Source organism: Corynebacterium sp. LaCa_23, from assembly GCF_058182375.1.
The window spans coordinates 2,041,826-2,057,368 of the sequence record NZ_CP190825.1 but is presented as its reverse complement, the minus strand read 5'-3'; the positions used below and the strand labels follow the sequence as shown (position 1 = coordinate 2,057,368).

Annotated in this window: 16 protein-coding genes and 1 tRNA gene; 10 read left to right on the top strand and 7 right to left on the bottom strand. The window is 60.5% G+C overall.

The genetic code is table 11. The features are described 5' to 3' along the window. Positions 1-4 precede the first annotated feature (4 nt). Positions 5-1,057 carry a phosphoribosylformylglycinamidine cyclo-ligase gene (gene purM / locus ACP8IT_RS09865; RefSeq protein WP_490289991.1) on the top strand — a complete coding sequence of 351 codons (1,053 nt, stop codon included), beginning with the start codon at positions 5-7 and terminating at the stop codon, positions 1,055-1,057. A gap of 66 nt (positions 1,058-1,123) precedes the next feature. On the opposite strand, the gene ACP8IT_RS09860 is transcribed toward purM, so the two are convergent. Beyond that, complete coding sequence (locus ACP8IT_RS09860) at positions 1,124-1,321, bottom strand: DUF3073 domain-containing protein (RefSeq protein WP_023023830.1); 198 nt, start codon at positions 1,319-1,321, stop codon at positions 1,124-1,126. A 141-nt stretch (positions 1,322-1,462) separates the two neighbouring features. Beyond that, on the bottom strand, positions 1,463-2,527 hold the full coding sequence (ygfZ, locus tag ACP8IT_RS09855; protein ID WP_474899649.1) for a CAF17-like 4Fe-4S cluster assembly/insertion protein YgfZ: 1,065 nt from the start codon (positions 2,525-2,527) through the stop codon (positions 1,463-1,465). 30 nt (positions 2,528-2,557) lie between these two features. Between ygfZ and ACP8IT_RS09850 the strand changes: the two genes are divergently transcribed. Continuing rightward, a complete protein-coding gene (locus tag ACP8IT_RS09850; protein ID WP_239268327.1) occupies positions 2,558-3,427 on the top strand; it encodes an aminodeoxychorismate lyase in 870 nt (289 codons plus the stop codon). A 16-nt stretch (positions 3,428-3,443) separates the two neighbouring features. Here ACP8IT_RS09850 and ACP8IT_RS09845 read toward each other — a convergent pair whose 3' ends face one another. Continuing rightward, positions 3,444-4,139 (bottom strand): heme-binding beta-barrel domain-containing protein, encoded by a 696-nt coding sequence (locus ACP8IT_RS09845; RefSeq protein ID WP_023017914.1) that lies wholly within the window; start codon positions 4,137-4,139, stop codon positions 3,444-3,446. A gap of 53 nt (positions 4,140-4,192) precedes the next feature. Between ACP8IT_RS09845 and ACP8IT_RS09840 the strand changes: the two genes are divergently transcribed. Further along, positions 4,193-5,230 carry a diacylglycerol/lipid kinase family protein gene (locus ACP8IT_RS09840; protein ID WP_156905115.1) on the top strand — a complete coding sequence of 346 codons (1,038 nt, stop codon included), beginning with the start codon at positions 4,193-4,195 and terminating at the stop codon, positions 5,228-5,230. Here ACP8IT_RS09840 and ACP8IT_RS09835 read toward each other — a convergent pair. Beyond that, positions 5,227-6,051 carry an LmeA family phospholipid-binding protein gene (locus ACP8IT_RS09835; protein WP_023017912.1) on the bottom strand — a complete coding sequence of 275 codons (825 nt, stop codon included), beginning with the start codon at positions 6,049-6,051 and terminating at the stop codon, positions 5,227-5,229. The genes ACP8IT_RS09840 and ACP8IT_RS09835 overlap by 4 nt on opposite strands. 33 nt (positions 6,052-6,084) lie before the next feature. Between ACP8IT_RS09835 and mshD the strand changes: the two genes are divergently transcribed. The 5 genes from mshD (at position 6,085) to pstB (ending at position 11,261) form a co-directional block, all read left to right on the top strand. Then, positions 6,085-6,987, top strand: coding sequence for a mycothiol synthase (mshD, locus tag ACP8IT_RS09830; protein WP_034657942.1), 903 nt, complete (start codon positions 6,085-6,087; stop codon positions 6,985-6,987). A 223-nt stretch (positions 6,988-7,210) separates the two neighbouring features. Further along, entirely contained in the window at positions 7,211-8,323 is a 1,113-nt protein-coding gene (gene pstS / locus ACP8IT_RS09825; RefSeq protein ID WP_490289990.1) for a phosphate ABC transporter substrate-binding protein PstS, read from the top strand. Positions 8,324-8,456: 133 nt separating this feature from the next. After that, the gene (gene pstC, locus ACP8IT_RS09820; RefSeq protein WP_023017909.1) at positions 8,457-9,509 is read left to right on the top strand and encodes a phosphate ABC transporter permease subunit PstC; all 1,053 of its coding nucleotides are present in this window, start codon (positions 8,457-8,459) and stop codon (positions 9,507-9,509) included. A gap of 12 nt (positions 9,510-9,521) precedes the next feature. After that, positions 9,522-10,436, top strand: coding sequence for a phosphate ABC transporter permease PstA (gene pstA / locus ACP8IT_RS09815; protein ID WP_005279624.1), 915 nt, complete (start codon positions 9,522-9,524; stop codon positions 10,434-10,436). Between the two features lie 51 nt (positions 10,437-10,487). Continuing rightward, on the top strand, positions 10,488-11,261 hold the full coding sequence (pstB, locus tag ACP8IT_RS09810; RefSeq protein ID WP_005279626.1) for a phosphate ABC transporter ATP-binding protein PstB: 774 nt from the start codon (positions 10,488-10,490) through the stop codon (positions 11,259-11,261). 83 nt (positions 11,262-11,344) lie between these two features. Here pstB and phoU read toward each other — a convergent pair whose 3' ends face one another. Together phoU and dusB are read right to left on the bottom strand one after the other, a co-directional pair. Then, the gene (gene phoU / locus ACP8IT_RS09805) at positions 11,345-12,073 is read right to left on the bottom strand and encodes a phosphate signaling complex protein PhoU (RefSeq protein WP_023029196.1); all 729 of its coding nucleotides are present in this window, start codon (positions 12,071-12,073) and stop codon (positions 11,345-11,347) included. Between the two features lie 58 nt (positions 12,074-12,131). Then, entirely contained in the window at positions 12,132-13,277 is a 1,146-nt protein-coding gene (gene dusB / locus ACP8IT_RS09800) for a tRNA dihydrouridine synthase DusB (RefSeq protein WP_023029195.1), read from the bottom strand. A gap of 192 nt (positions 13,278-13,469) precedes the next feature. Here dusB and scpC point away from each other — a divergent pair, with 192 nt between their 5' ends. Continuing rightward, positions 13,470-14,972, top strand: coding sequence for a succinyl-CoA:acetate CoA-transferase ScpC (gene scpC / locus ACP8IT_RS09795; RefSeq protein ID WP_005284616.1), 1,503 nt, complete (start codon positions 13,470-13,472; stop codon positions 14,970-14,972). 126 nt (positions 14,973-15,098) lie between these two features. Then, positions 15,099-15,171: transfer RNA gene (locus ACP8IT_RS09790), tRNA-Lys, on the top strand. A 31-nt stretch (positions 15,172-15,202) separates the two neighbouring features. Here ACP8IT_RS09790 and ACP8IT_RS09785 read toward each other — a convergent pair. Next, positions 15,203-15,535, bottom strand: coding sequence for a metal-sensitive transcriptional regulator (locus ACP8IT_RS09785; RefSeq protein WP_005279633.1), 333 nt, complete (start codon positions 15,533-15,535; stop codon positions 15,203-15,205). Positions 15,536-15,543: the final 8 nt, after the last annotated feature.

Sequence of the window (15,543 nt, the reverse complement as noted above, 5' to 3'; positions counted from 1 at the left end):
AAACATGAGTGACAACACCTACGCCGCAGCCGGCGTCAATATCGAAGAGGGCGACCGCGCGGTCAGCCTGTTTGCCCCACACGCCAAGCGCGCCACCCGCCCGGGGGTCATGGGCGGCCTCGGCGGCTTTGCGGGGCTATTCAAACTGGGCGATTACAAGGAGCCCATCCTCGCCGCCGGCTCCGATGGTGTGGGCACCAAGCTGGCCGTGGCACAGGCCATGGATAAGCACGACACCATTGGCATCGATCTGGTGGCCATGTGCGTCGATGACCTAGTCGTCTGCGGCGCCGAGCCGCTATTCCTGCAGGACTACATCGCCGTGGGCAAAGTCGTGCCGGAAAAGGTGGCCGAGGTGGTCAAGGGCATCGCAGAGGGCTGCGTGCAGGCAGGCGCTGCGCTGCTCGGCGGCGAGACGGCCGAACACCCAGGCATGATGGGGGAGAATGAATACGATGTCTCCGCCACCGCCGTCGGCGTGGTTGAGGCCGATGGCGTGTTGGGCCCAGACAACGTGCGCGAGGGCGATGTGCTCATCGCCATGGGCTCGTCCGGGCTGCACTCCAACGGCTACTCGCTCGCGCGCCACGTCCTGCTGGAGCAGGCAGGCATGCCGCTAGATGGTTATGTGGAAGAGCTCGGCCGCCCGCTAGGCGAGGAGCTCTTGGAACCCACCCGCATCTACGCCAAGGAATGCTTGGCGCTGGCGCAGGAATGCTCCGTATCCACCTTCTGCCACGTCACGGGCGGCGGGCTGGCCGGCAACCTGGAGCGCGTCATCCCAGAGGGATTGAGCGCCGAGGTTAACCGCTCCACGTGGAATCCAGGTCAGATCTTTAAGCTCATTTCTTCCATGGGCAAGGTTGAGCTGGCGGAGATGGAAAAGACCTTCAACATGGGTGTGGGCATGATTGCCGTCGTCAACCCGGAGGACCGCGACCGCGCGCTGGCCATGCTTACCGCCCGCCACATCGACGCGTGGGAGCTAGGCAGCGTCCGCGAGGCGGACGGCGAAGAACCGCGCGTTATCATGCACGGCGAGCACTCAAACTTCTAGGTACAAGAGGAAGGCCTTAGGTCAATAACCTAAGGCCTTTTGTGGATTTAGCCGGCGAGCGGAAGATTAGCGCTCGTCGTCGTTGTCCTCATCCCATTCGTCGACATACTCGGCGTAGGGATCATCCTCTTCGTAGTCGTGGGAGTCACCCTCCTGCTGAGCAGCGAGTTCCCGCTGAAGGGACTCGATATCCATCTCGGGTGAGTTGTACTTGAGCTGGCGTGCAACTTTGGTCTGCTTTGCCTTAGCGCGTCCGCGTCCCATGTGCATGACCCCCTTGGGCTAGTAGGGCGCTCCAGGGATTCTTGGGCGCCCCATCGGCTTGTCAATTGTGTATCTTCCTGTAAGACACAATAGCGCGTGTGACGAAAAAATTCCGCACCGGCCCCCCGATGAGTGGAAAATCTACCGCCCGCGCAGCCGGTTTACCGCCTCGCGCCCGGCCTTTGGGCCCTCATCTTCGGGGATGGAGGACGCATCGATCGACGCCGCGGTATCGCCGATGTCCAATGTGCCTGCATCTAGCGCAGAACGCTTGACTAGACCTAAGGCGATGGGGCCGAAATCGCAGTCATCCACGATGGTGCCGATGCGACCTACCTTACGTCCATTAAATGAAATGTCATCGCCCACATTCGGCCTCTCCGGCGCGGATCCGTCGAGGTGGAGGAGCACCAAAAGGCGGGGAGAGCGGCCCAGGTTTTCCACGCGCGCCACGGTTTCCTGGCCGCGGTAGCAGCCCTTATTTAGGTGCACGTGGGCGGGGTCAGCATCGCTGCGGCTAATCCACTGCGGAACCTCGTGCGGGATGGATTTCTTATCCAAGTCGGCGGCAAGCTCCGGCTCGCGGGCGCGCACGCGCTCGGCGGTAAAGGCCATGAGCCCCGCCAGCCGCGCGCCCTCTGCCTCTAGGGCGGCCATGGATTCCACGAACTTTTCGCGCGGAACGGCGAGGTCAACGCGCTTGATTCCCGGCCATTGCACCTCGCGGGAAAAGACCACGGTGGGTGGGGTAGGAATATCGGCTTCACCCAGCAATGTCACGATGGCGATATCGGCTTCCTCGACCGTGACCTCGGACCAAAAGACCATTTTGGTCAAAAAGTCCTGGGCGGATTCGAACTGCGCGGCGGGCAGATCGAGGTAGAAGTCCTCGCCTGCGCGGGTGATATCCATGTGGTGCAAAATATGGCCCTGGATATCTAGGTCGAGGGCGCCGGCGGAGAAGCCGGAGGGGGCATCGTCAAGCTTCTGCGTGAGCAGGTTATTAAGAAACCCCGGCGCATCCGCACCGCTGACGCGCAGCACGCGGCGTTGCGAGCGGTCGATGGCGATGGTCCCGGTCTCGGCCGCACGCTGTTCCCCGAGGGGATTGCCATAGTGCCAGGCCACACCTTGGGCATCGAGTACAGTCGCGTCCTGGTGCTCGGCGGCACCGGCGCGTTGAAGAAGTGGCGAAGAATAACTCACATCTACCGATGGTAGGGCATAATCGAGTCTATGAAACCCTCCCCGCGAAAAGAGCCGGTCATCTACGTCGTGGAACCCTTTGGTGGGTCGGTGCGCAAACATTCGCCCTCCCTGCCGCTGGTTTATGCCGATGATGCCGCCGTGACCCGCGGCGATGGCATCTTTGAATCGCTTCTGGTCCGCGGCGGCAAGGCGGCCAATCTCGCCCGCCACGCCCAGCGCTTTCGCGATTCGGCGCGGGCGCTCGATTTGCCGGAACCGCCGATGCACAAGTGGGAGGAGGCGACCCGGCTGGCGATCGCGGATTATTGCGGTACCGATGCCGATCATCCCGATGCCAAATGCACCTGGACCTACACCCGCGGCCGCGCCTCGACCGGCGTGCCCACCGCGTGGGTGACGGTGCAGCCGCTTGGCGATGCCCCGCTTCGCCAACGCACCACCGGCGTTACCGTCCTGACGAGCCCGCGCCTGTGGCACGTGGCCGAAGAGCTACCGGCCAAGACGCTGAACTACGCCGCGACGATGGCGATGCTGCGCATGGCCAAGGACAAGGGCTACGACGATCTCATCCTGACGGATCCAGATACCGGCGAAATCTTAGAGGGCGCTACCTCTACCGTGGTGGCGGTGCGGGGAAAGAAGCTGCGCACCGCCGCCGGCCGCGGCATTTTGCCCGGCACTACGCAGGCCGCGCTCTTTGATTACGCCCAGGACCGCGGCTATCGCTGCAAGGCCAAGCCGCTGACGGTGGAGTACTTAGAAAAGTCCGACTCGGTGTGGCTGGTCTCTTCCGTGCGCGTGGCGGTGCGGGTGACCAAGCTGAATGAGAAAACGTTAAAAGCCCCGGATAACGAGGAAGAAATCCGGGGGCTTATCGATGCCGCGCTAGGGGCCTAGCCAGTCTTAGCCGGCTCTAGCCGGCGATGCGGGTGAGCTCGGCGGACATGTAGGGGCGCATTTCGCCATCGACCATGCGCTCATCTACCCAGCCCAGGTTGTTATTGGGCATGAGGCCGTACATGCGCTTGCCGGGGCCCAGGTTCTTCGGGCCGGTCTCGGTGACCATGGTGGAGGCGGATTCGAGCTGCCAAGCGCGCTCGTTGAAGGGCTCGCCGTAGAAGATTTCCACGATGCCGGTAGAAGAGGTGTAGGTGACCTCGATTTCATCCTTGGCGGAGATGCGCCAGAAACCGGTCTCGCGGGTAGACGGGCCCTGCGGCTTGCCTTCGGTATCGATCTTCCAGGTGCGCGAGCTAAAGGTCAGGTAATTCTCGCCGTCGTGGGCGACGACCAGCTGCTGGCCAAAGGTGTATTCGCTGCCATCGGTGTCGTGGGCCTGGCCCTCGCCCTGCCAGACGCCTACGAGGGGGAGGAGCCCCAGCAGGCCATCGTGTAGCGACGGGCCCTGGCGCAGGTTGGCGGTATCGGCGGGAACAGGGACATCGCCAAGCTCAATGGCGGGGATATTGTGGCTGGCCGCGTCCTTCCACTGCTCGGCGGCTTGGTTGACCGCGTCATTGCCATTGAGCGCGCCGGAGGTGTTTTCCGGGTGGGACGCGGCGGCGGTCTCGACGTTCGGGGTATTGGTGTTCTCGGTATTTTCGCTCATGGGCGTCCAGCCTAGTCGTGCCGGGGCCGCTTTAACTACTAGACTGGTCCGTTGTGCATGCGCTGATGATTTCCAATCCCAATTCGACCTCGCAATCCAACGGGCTCTTTCGCCAAATCGTGCCCGCCCTGCGGGCCGTAGAAGGCATGCACCTATTGGTCAAATTCACCCATTACCCCGGGCATGCAGAAGACATCGTTCGGGGGCTTACCAGGGATGATTATGATGTCATCATTGCCGTGGGCGGCGATGGCACCGTCAATGAGATTGTCAACGGCCTGCTGGGACCGGCCGATGAAGATATCCCCAGCCCAAACGAGGTGCCGGCGCTCGCCGTCATTCCCACCGGATCCGCGAACGTCTTCGTCCGCGCCCTCGGCTTTCCCAATACGCCGGTTGAGGCCACCCACGTTCTGGCCCGCATGCTCGAGCGCGATCTGCGCCGCACCATTTACCTGGGCACTTGGAACGAACGCTGGTTTGCCGTCAACGCCGGCTTTGGCATGGATGCGGACGTCCTCGCACGCGTGGACCGCGCCCGCGAACAAGGCTTTTCCGCCACCCCGCTGCGCTACTTGAACGTGGCCATTCGGGCCTGGCTACGCGCGCGCCGCAACCCGCCGCAGATTACGGTGCACGCGGAATCGCGCTTGGGGCAGACGCTCCATAAGAAGGATTTCCCGCTCCTATTTACCTCTAATACCAACCCCTGGACCTTCTTGGGGCCCTTGCCGGTCGTGACCAACCCGCGCAATTCTTTCGATGAGGGCCTGGCCCTTTTCGGTCTGGAAAAACTCAGCGGTGTGCGTGGGGTCATCGGCCTGCTGCACCTCTTTGGCGCCGATAAGCACGGCTGGCTCAAGCGGCTGGTGAAGGAAAAGACCCTGGGCTTTGATGACGCCAAGCGCGTCGAGCTCGATTGCCACACCCCGCAGCGCTTCCAAGCCGATGGCGAATCCGAGGGGACCTTCCGCCACGTGACGCTGACCTCTGTGGCCGATGCCATCGAGGTCTACGCCCCGCAAGACAGGCGGCAGGTGGCCCAGCGCTCCGTGCAGGAAGTGCTGCGGGACTTTATTCGCCTCCGCTAGGATTCACCCTCTTTCGGTGCGGGGCCTACCTTATTGGCGGTATCGGCCGCCTTCTTTTCGGCCTCTTCCACGGCTCGTTGCTCAGATCCCTCGATTTCCAGCGGGGATAGCTGGGCCATCTGGACCTTGATATTGCGGCGCTGGACCTCAAAGTAAATGGTGCCGCCCTGCAGCCTTACCATGGTGGCCTGCGCCGGCAGCGGGAGCTCGCGTGTATCGAAGTTGAGGGAAAACGCCTCCTTGAGGCGCGGATCATCGGTTCCGTAGACCTCCATGCGGAACTCCGGGCCCACCAGGCGCAGTGTGACCATAGCGGTGGATTTTTCCTTATCGCCGGGCAGGGTGCCGGTAAGCTCCGCCTCGGCAGAAACGCCGCCGGAGGGAGAAATATCATCCGGGTTGGCAATGGAAAGATCGGTAATGCCCAAAAGGCGGCCTAACGCCACGCCGTCGAGGGAAATTCCGCGCGAATACGTGGATACGGGTGCGCCTTCAATATCGCCGCTTACTACCTGCTCAGGGGTGACGGTAATATCGCGCAGCACGGTCGAGGCATTGACCATGCCCAGCTTGGGAACCTCCACATCGAGCGCCTTGACCTGCAGATAAGGAATTTCCTTGGAGCCTGCCGCCAACAGGTACGGGGTGCCGCCGATATACACCTGGGGCGAGTTTTCCAGCCTGGAGTTCTCCTTAACCTCCTGGGCAATCTTGTGCTCAGAATGCATGGCCACGCAGGCATCGGCCACCCATGCGGCAATGACCACGCCCACCACGATGAGGACGTGCACAATGCGCCGGTCGACTTTGACTACACTCACGCCTTCAAATTTAGCCTACGTATTATGGGCACCATGAATATCACCGAAGAAAACCTCCCCGCCTCCCCAGAGCTTGCGGGTACCCTGGAAGAACTAGCAGCGCACGCTGAAAAGACCGACGGCATCGCCCCGCTGTCGGAGCAATTCCTCAATGGCCTGCGCGATGAGCGCCTGCATCACAAGCACTTGGTGGCTTGGCTGGATGGCGAGCCCATTGGCGTATCCAGCCGCGAGGATTCCACCGCGGAGCTTTTTATCGCCCCCGATTATCGCGGCAAGGGCTATGGCACCGCGCTTTACGATGCCACCGCTAACGCCACCACCAACCTCGAGACCTGGGCGCATGGCAACGGCAAGCCTGCTCAGGCCTTGGCTAATTCCCGCGACCTGAAGGTCACCCGCACCCTCGTGGTCATGGGCATCGAGGGCAGTGATCTGGATAGCGCAGCCCACGTAGGCGAGCTTCCGCTACAAGCCGCCAATTACAGCGAAGCGGTGGACAAGTGGGGCAAGGACACCGTGGAAAACGAGTGGCTGCGCGTTAATAACGAGGCCTTTAATTGGCACCCAGAACAAGGCGGCTGGGATTTAGAGCGCCTGCACCGCGGCATGGAGGCCGAGTGGTTCGATCCTAAGGACGTTTTGTTCTTCTGGGACGAAAAAGAGCAGGGGCACCCGACCCTGGCTGGCTTCCACTGGACCAAGTGGCACAAGGAAGAAGATCCCGGCTTTGGTGAGGTCTACGTGGTGGGCCTTGCAGAGGCGTACCGCGGCCAAAAATTGGGCGGTCCATTGCTACAGATTGGCCTGCGCCGCATGGTAGAAAAGGGAGCTCAGCGGGTTATTTTGTACGTGGAAGCGGATAATGAACCGGCGCTGAAGGCCTACAAGCGGCTGGGCTTTTCCGTTGATGAAGAGCACGTTGTCTGGGGCTAGTGCGATTAAGGTCATGTCAGCTTCTTGGCATGTTCATTAAGTGTTTACCTCACGTCACCCTGCTGGTTAATTCCGCCGGTTAGCTTTACTGATTGTGAGAAAGCCGCGCCTGCGCACCTGTACCCCGCTGCCGAAAGCGGACGTGGGATGTGGGTTCCCCTTTGATGGGGATGCGGTTTCCTCGGACAATCAATCTCTGATCTGCACCGGAAAGGGTTTTCCCGTGATTCGCAACTTCAAGCGCTCTGCCGCTATCTTCGGCCTCGTGGCCGCTACCTCTACCGCTCTCGTAGCGTGCTCTGAGGACACCTCCTCTTCCTCTGACTCCTCGGGATCCTCCGAGGGCAGCGGCGTCGCTGGCGAGCTTGTTGGTGAGGGCGCATCCTCCCAGCAGAACGCAATGTCCTACTTCGGCACCGTCTTCGCAGAGGACAACCCAGACGCAAACCTGTCCTATACCGCTTCCGGCTCCGGTAAGGGTGTTGAGGCATTCCTGAACGGCCAGGCAGACTTCGCTGGTTCTGACTCCCCGCTGAAGGAAGACGACGGCCAGATTGAGGCTGCCAAGGAGCGTTGCGACGGCAACGACGCATGGCACCTGCCTTCCACCATCGGGCCAGTTGCCATCGCTTATAACTTGGGCGACCAGGAGATCAACCTCTCCACCGATACCATTGCCAAGATATTCAAGGGCGAGATCAAGAAGTGGAATGACGAGGCCATTGCCGCTGATAACGAGGGCGCAGACCTGCCGGACACCGACATCCACGTCATCTTCCGTTCTGACGAGTCCGGTACCTCCGATAACTTTCAGAAGTTCCTGAACGCCTCCACCGGCAACTGGGACGGCGAAGGCAAGCAGTTCCCTGACGCTGTAGGTGAGGGCGCAAACGGTTCCTCCGGCGTTGCTGACCAGGTTGCAAACATCGAGGGTGCCATCACCTACGTTGAGGCCGGCTTCGCTGATCAGAAGGAAGCTGACGGCGTCAAGAAGGCCAAGATTGACTTTGGCAACGGCCCGGTTGAGCTGAATGACGATACCGTCAACAAGGCCCTGGAGAACCTAGAGTTCAAGGACACCGCCTCCGAGAACGACATGGTCGTTGACTCCAAGGCCCTCTTCGCTTCCGATGCAGAGGGTGCATACCCGCTCATCCTGACCACCTACAACATCGTCTGCTCCGCTGGCTACGATGACGAGACCGCTGAACTGGTCAAGATCTTCTTCAACGACGTTCTGGACCACCAGGATGACCAGTTGGCAGAGCAGGGCTTCATCCCAGTTAAGGGTGACCACCTTGACCGCCTGAAGAGCGCCGTTGACGCACTGCAGTAAGGCGTAAACTGCGCTTTACCTCGCGAAATAACGCTCCGCCCGCCCCCACTGCCGCCCTCGAGACGCGCTTTGGGGGCGCAGGCATGTAACGCATGACCCTTTGTTCCACTTTAAATAAGGATTAGTACGTCTCATGGCAGACAATAATCTCACCAAGGCATCGACCTCGGAGACCCTTCCCGTCTCTGGCGTTGAACAGCCTCATACCCGTGGCGATAACGAGAATGACTTGGCTACCTCCAGCTCCGGTAGCTCCGTCAAGCGCCCCGGTGACCGCATTTTCGAATTCCTCTCCACGGCCTCTGCCACGCTGATTACCGTGATGATCGCGGCGATTGCTGCCTTCCTCATCTGGCGCGCCGTGCCGGCGCTCAGCGTGAACGAGAATGGCCTGCTGGGCTTTTTCACCCACGGTGAGCGGTGGGAGACCACCGATACCTCCGCGATGAAGTTCGGTATCCCGACCATGTTCGGCACCACCGTCCTCATCTCGGTCTTCGCCCTGATCTTGGCCATGCCAGTGGCGCTTGCGATTGCCATCTTCTTGTCCAACTACGCCCCGGCACGCCTGGTTAAGCCGCTGGGTTTCTTGGTGGACATGCTGGCCGCCGTGCCGTCCATCGTCTACGGCCTGTGGGGTTGGCAGGTCCTCGGTCCGGCCCTGTCCGGCTTCTACACCTGGTTGGAATCCTGGGCCGGCGGGTTCTTCCTGTTTACCCATTACGATAATTCGCCCGCCTTTGCTACCGGCCGCAACCTCTTTACCGGTGGCATCGTGCTCGCCGTGATGATCCTGCCGATTATCGCCGCCACCGCCCGCGAGGTCTTCGTGCAAACCCCTCCCGGCCAGATCGAGTCCGCCCTGGCACTGGGCGCTACGCGCTGGGAAGTCATCCGCATGACCGTCCTGCCCTTCGGTATGTCCGGCTACGTCGCCGGCTCCATGCTCGGCTTGGGCCGCGCTTTGGGTGAGACCATGGCGCTGTACATGGTGGTCTCGCCGCTGGTGGACTTCCGCTTCTCGCTTTTCGATGGCGGCACTACCTTCGCCACGGCCATCGCCCTCGCCGCTGCCGAGTTCGGTAACGAGACGCGCGCCGGTGCATATATCGCTGCCGGTTTGATGCTGTTCTTGCTGACGTTCGTGGTCAACGCCATTGCCCGCGCCATCGTGAAGAGCAAGTAAGGAAGGACAACAATGACTACTACGACAAATAACAAGCCTGCCTCCGCTGGTGGGGCAACCTTCCTGGAAATCTCCGGTTCCCGCAAGGCGGCCAATAGTATTGCCACCGTCGTTGTATGGGCCGCTATGGCCTTGGCGATGGTCCCTTTGATCTGGGTCCTCTGGGAGCTCATCTCGCGCGGTAGCGGCGTGATTTTCTCCGCTGACTGGTGGACGCTGTCCCAGCGCGGCGTGATGAATAGCGCCGAAGGCGGCGGTGCCGCCCACGCCATCGTCGGTACCTTTGTCCAGACCGCCCTAGCATCCATCTTATCCATCCCGATCGGCATCTTTACCGCCATCTACCTGGTGGAATACTCCAAGGGTGGCTGGCTCGGCCGCACCACAACCTTCATGGTGGACATCCTGTCGGGCGTGCCCTCCATCGTGGCGGCGCTGTTCATCTTCGCCATGTGGATTACGCTCTTTGGCTTTGGCCGCTCCGGCTTTGCCGTCGCCCTGTCCTTGGTCCTGTTGATGATTCCCATCGTGGTGCGCAATACCGAAGAGATGCTGCGCGTGGTTCCCATGGACCTGCGCGAGGCTTCCTATGCGCTCGGCGTGCCCAAGTGGAAAACCATCGCACGCATCGTGCTGCCAACCGCCCTGTCCGGCATTGTGACCGGCATCATGCTGGCCATTGCCCGCGTGATGGGTGAATCCTCCCCAGTGCTGGTCTTGGTTGGTTCCTCCTCGGTCATCAACTGGGACGCGTTTAAGGGCTCGCAGTCTTCGCTGCCGCTGATGATGCTTGATATGTACAAGGCCGGCGCGCAACCTGCCGTGCTGGATAAGCTGTGGGGCGCAGCGCTGACGCTGGTTATCCTCATCGCCATCCTCAATATTGCGGCGCGCGTAATTTCCGCGAAGTTCTCGGTCAAGAAATAGCCGCACTCGATTCCGCCACTTATACACCCCTTAAGAGGAGAAACCTCCACAATGTCTAAGCTCGAGCTCAATGACGTCGATATTTTCTACGGCGATTTTCACGCCGTACAGAACGTAAATATGCAGATCCCGGCGCAGGCCGTGACCGCCTTCATCGGCCCCTCCGGCTGCGGTAAGTCCACCGTGTTGCGCACCTTGAACCGCATGCACGAGGTCATCCCTGGCGCATCCGTCAAGGGCGAGATCCTGCTCGATGGCACCAATATCTACGGCCCCAAGGTGGACCCCGTATCCGTGCGCAATACCATCGGCATGGTCTTCCAGAAGGCCAACCCATTTCCCACCATGTCCATCGAGGACAACGTGGTTGCCGGCCTGAAGCTATCCGGTGAAAAGAATAAGAAGAAGCTCAAGGAAGTCGCCGAACAGTCCCTGCGCGGCGCAAACCTCTGGGACGAGGTCAAGGACCGCCTGGATAAGCCGGGCGGCGGCCTTTCTGGTGGTCAGCAGCAGCGCCTGTGTATCGCCCGCGCGATTGCCGTGGAGCCAGAAGTCCTGCTGATGGACGAGCCCTGCTCCGCACTGGACCCAATTTCTACCTTGGCCGTGGAGGATCTTATCCACGAGCTGAAGGAAAACTTCACCATCGTCATCGTGACCCACAACATGCAGCAGGCCGCCCGCGTGTCCGATAAGACCGGCTTCTTCTCCTTGGAAGCTACCGGTAAGCCGGGCCACCTGGTGGAATTCGATGAAACCACCCGCATCTTTGAGAACCCTTCCCAGAAGGAGACCGAAGACTACATTTCCGGCCGCTTCGGCTAATACGTAGCCCCTGATTGTCCGACAAGGGCGGTACCTCCAGCGCAGGGAGGTACCGCCCTTGTGGCAGTTTTAGGTCTATGGTCCTAGCGGCGGAATTGGCGTTCCAATTCGCTCATGCGGGCCTCGAACTCGGCGTCCTTTTGATCCTCTTGGAGTTTTCTTTCAAACTCTTCCGGCAATAGGCCGGTGGCGAAGTAAATGATGCGCCCAGCCACGGAAACGCAGTGATCGGCGTAGCGCTCGTAGTAGCGGGTAATCTGTGCCGTCTCTACGGCCTGGCGCACCGTCCCTTCCCATTCGCGCTGGGTGAGGATGCGCAGCAGGTGGTGGTTAATATCGTCCACGGCATCATCATCGGAACGCAGGTTAACGGAGAGCTCGGCATCCGGGGTGACCAAAATATCGTGCACCACCGAACCCATTTCCTGGGTCAGGCGGAACATTTCTTCCATGAACCCGAGGTATTCAGCGGGCACGACGGCCTCTGGGTGGCGGCGGCGCGCGGCATCGGCAATGTGCTGGGCTAGCTGTCCCATGCGGAAGAGGTCTTCGACGATGTAAATGGAAGATACCACCTGGCGCAGATCCTGGGCCATGGGATTTTCCAACGCCAGGAGCTTTACCGCGCGTTCGGAGCAGCGCGAGCGAATCTCATCGAGTTCTTCGGTGAGGCTAAGCGCTTGCTCCGCGGGTTCCAGGGCGCGATCGAGCAGCGCCTGGGAGGCCTTATCCATGATGGTGCGGACGGTATCGCACATGACGATGAGGTCGTGCGAGAAGTTGTCCAGATGCTCACGGTAGGCAGTACGCATGCAGGAAATGATAGCTCACAAACCGCGCAAATGCTTGCTGAGTCACACCAGTGTGGGTTTAGCCGCCGGAGTTGTAAATATCGGCGCCAACCGGAACGAATTCGTCCTCGGGGTCATCAAGCCAGCCATCGGGAAGCGCGACCTTGGAGGGCGAGCCCTGGCGCCCGCGCGCACCATCGGCATCGGCAGCCAAAGCATCAGAATCCGCCCAGGGCGCCAGCAATTCGCGCAGGCTCTCTAAGGAATCCACCTTGGCCAAGCCGGCGCGGACCTGCCCGCCGACGGGGAAGCCGCGCAGGTACCAGCCAATGTGCTTGCGGATGTCCCTGGATGCGTGATCCTCGCCCTCGTGCTGAGCGAGTAGCTCTGCGTGGCGGAGGATGACCTGGGTGACCTCGCCCAAGGTGGGCTCGGCGGGGATGGACTCGCCGCGCAGGGCAGCGCCCAGCTCCGCGAAGAGCCACGGCCGGCCCAGGCAACCGCGGCCGACCTGCACGCCATCGCAGCCCGTGGCCTCCATCATGCGGCGGGCATCATCGGCGCGGAAAATATCGCCGTTGCCCAATACCGGAACGCCGGTATCCGCCAGGTGCTCTTTGAGCCGGGCGATCTCATCCCACCGGGCATCGCCGGAATAGCGCTGCGCGGCCGTGCGCCCGTGCAAGGTCACGGCGGCGGCGCCGGAATCCACGGCGATGCGTCCGGCATCGAGGTGCGTGTGGTGCTCGTCGTCGATGCCCACGCGCATCTTCACCGTGACGGGGATATTCGTGCCCTCGGTGGCCTTGACGGCAGCAGAGACGATATTGCCAAACAGGCGGCGCTTATAGGGCAGAGCAGAGCCGCCGCCACGCCTGGTCACCTTGGGGACGGGGCAACCGAAATTCATGTCGATATGATCGGCCAAGTTCTCATCCACGATGATCTTGGCGGCCTTATAGGTGTATTCCGGGTCCACCGTATAAATCTGCAGGGAACGCGGATCTTCATCCGGGGCAAAGGTGGTCATGTGCATGGTTTTCTCGTTGCGCTCCACCAGGGCGCGGGCGGTGACCATCTCGCAGACATACAAGCCCGATACCGTCCCGGTGCGGGCCAGCTCCTGCTCCCGGCACAACGTGCGGAAGGCAACGTTGGTTACCCCCGCCATGGGGGCGAGGATGACGGGGGAGGAGAGGTCATACTTTCCAATGCGCAAATTCACGCCCTAATTGTGCTCGTTAACGGCGGAATTTAGCAACTAACAGCAAGGTGGTGGTTACCGAGGATTCCCATGATTGGGGTGAAGATCACACAATGATGGTGGCAAAAACGTTAATTTTCGCTACTGTGGTCTGTGTAACTAAATTGGGTTGGCCGTAACCCCGGTCTACTCGCAGATAAAGGAGGATGACAGTTGTCCGATAGAATCGCATACGCCCCGTTTGAGAAGCTCGTAGTTTCTGCAGAGGAGGCTGCGAAGCACGTCAACAATGGTGACCGCGTAGGCATCTCCGGCTTCACCGGCGCCGGTTACCCTAAGGGTCTGCCTACCGCCATTGCAGATAAGGCGAAGGCGCTGCATGACAAGGGCGAAGAGTTCAAGATTGACCTCTTCTCCGGTGCTTCTACCGCCCCGGACTGCGACGGTGTTTTGGCAGAGGCGGAAGCCATTAACTTCCGCTCCCCGTACAACTCTGACCCACTGCTGCGTAAGCAGTTCAACGATGGCACCGCGCTCTACCAGGACATTCACCTGTCCCATCTGGGCCAGCAGGTAGAAGAGGGCTTCTACGGTGACTTCCAGGTAGCCATCATCGAGGCCGTACGCATTACCGAGGAAGGCCATATCGTGCCCTCCTCCGCAGTGGGCAATAACCTCGAGTTCGTCGAGGCTGCAGACAAGATCATCATCGAGATCAACGAGTGGCAGTCCGAGAACCTCGAGGGCATGCACGACATCTACCGCATCGACAAGCTGCCTAACCGCCAGCCCATCCCGATTAACAAGCCGGGCGACCGCATCGGTACCACCTACATGGAGATCCCAGAGGAGAAGGTCGTTGCAGTTGTTAAGACCAACTCCCCAGACCGCAACGCTCCATTCCGCGAGCCGGACGAGACCTCTGAGAAGATCGCCGCTAACTTCATCGAGTTCCTGGAGGGCGAGGTAGCCGCAGGCCGCCTTGAGTACGACAAGTTCATCATGCAGTCCGGCGTGGGTAACGTGCCGAACGCCGTGATGGCAGGCCTGTTGGACTCCAAGTTCGAAAACATCCAGGCATACACCGAGGTCATCCAGGACGGCATGCTGGACCTTATCGATGCCGGCAAGATGACCGTGGCTTCTGCAACCTCCTTCGCATTGTCGCCAGAGTACGCAGAAAAGATGAACGCGGAGGCAGACCGCTACCGCAACCACATCATCCTGCGCCCGCAGCAGATTTCCAACCACCCTGAAGTCATCCGCCGCGTCGGCCTGATTTCTTCCAACGGCATGATCGAGGGAGATATCTACGGCAACATCAACTCCACCAACGTGTCCGGTTCCCGCATCATGAACGGCACCGGTGGCTCTGGTGACTTCACCCGTAACGCGTACATCTCCACCTTCGTGTCCCCGTCCATCGCGAAGGATGGCGCCATCTCCGCTCTGGTTCCGTTTGTATCCCACACGGACCACACCGAGCACGACACCATGGTCATCATCACCGAATACGGTGTGGCTGACCTGCGTGGCCTGGCTCCAAAGCAGCGCGTAGAGAAGATTATCGCCGTGGCTCACCCGGACTACCGTCCGCTGTTGGAGGAGTACTACGAGCGTGCGAAGGAAAACAAGTTCCAGCACACCCCGCACGACCTGAAGTCCGCCTTCGACTTCCAGGTTAACTTCATGGAAAAGGGTGACATGCGCGGTTAATCTCCACCGCCATGGCAAAGGAGGGCCTCCCGGTTGGGAAGCCCTCCTTTTGCTGTGTGTGGATACTCTCAGGCGAGGGGTGAATTAGGAGATCTAAAAGTCAACACGCTAATATAGAGTGACGTTGGGCCTTTAGCTCAGTTGGTAGAGCTACGGACTTTTAATCCGCAGGTCGTGGGTTCGATCCCCACAGGGCCCACATCAGGAGCCGCCTTCGGGCGGCTCCTTTTCTAGTTTTTCACGAGCTTCTTAATGGCGTGCATAGCCTCCGCTAGCTTCTCCTTAGCCACCTCGCCGTCCTCGGCCGCCGCACCGGCCACGCAGTGCTCTATATGGTCCTCTAAGAGCGCCAGAGAGACGTTCTCTAGTGCGGAGGTCACCGCGGAGATTTGGGTGATGATATCGATGCAGTACTGGTCCTCATCGACCATGCGGTGAATCCCGCGCGCCTGGCCTTCGATGCGTTTCAGGCGCGCCAGATAACGCGCTTTGCTCTTGCTATCGGCGTTGTATCCGTGTACATCCGGCTCGTGGCAGGAACAAGTTTTCTGCTGCTCAGACATGGTAAAAA

Excerpts from the sequence above, each read along its gene's own strand:
- phoU (WP_023029196.1), bottom strand. The coding sequence starts at position 12,073 with ATGCGTACTGCCTACCGTGAGCATCTGGACAACTTCTCGCACGACCTC.
- ACP8IT_RS09850 (WP_239268327.1), top strand. The coding sequence starts at position 2,558 with ATGAAACCCTCCCCGCGAAAAGAGCCGGTCATCTACGTCGTGGAACCC.
- pstA (WP_005279624.1), top strand. The coding sequence starts at position 9,522 with ATGACTACTACGACAAATAACAAGCCTGCCTCCGCTGGTGGGGCAACC.
- mshD (WP_034657942.1), top strand. The coding sequence starts at position 6,085 with ATGAATATCACCGAAGAAAACCTCCCCGCCTCCCCAGAGCTTGCGGGT.
- ACP8IT_RS09845 (WP_023017914.1), bottom strand. The coding sequence starts at position 4,139 with ATGAGCGAAAATACCGAGAACACCAATACCCCGAACGTCGAGACCGCC.
- purM (WP_490289991.1), top strand. The coding sequence starts at position 5 with ATGAGTGACAACACCTACGCCGCAGCCGGCGTCAATATCGAAGAGGGC.
- pstC (WP_023017909.1), top strand. The coding sequence starts at position 8,457 with ATGGCAGACAATAATCTCACCAAGGCATCGACCTCGGAGACCCTTCCC.
- pstB (WP_005279626.1), top strand. The coding sequence starts at position 10,488 with ATGTCTAAGCTCGAGCTCAATGACGTCGATATTTTCTACGGCGATTTT.
- ACP8IT_RS09785 (WP_005279633.1), bottom strand. The coding sequence starts at position 15,535 with ATGTCTGAGCAGCAGAAAACTTGTTCCTGCCACGAGCCGGATGTACAC.
- ACP8IT_RS09860 (WP_023023830.1), bottom strand. The coding sequence starts at position 1,321 with ATGGGACGCGGACGCGCTAAGGCAAAGCAGACCAAAGTTGCACGCCAG.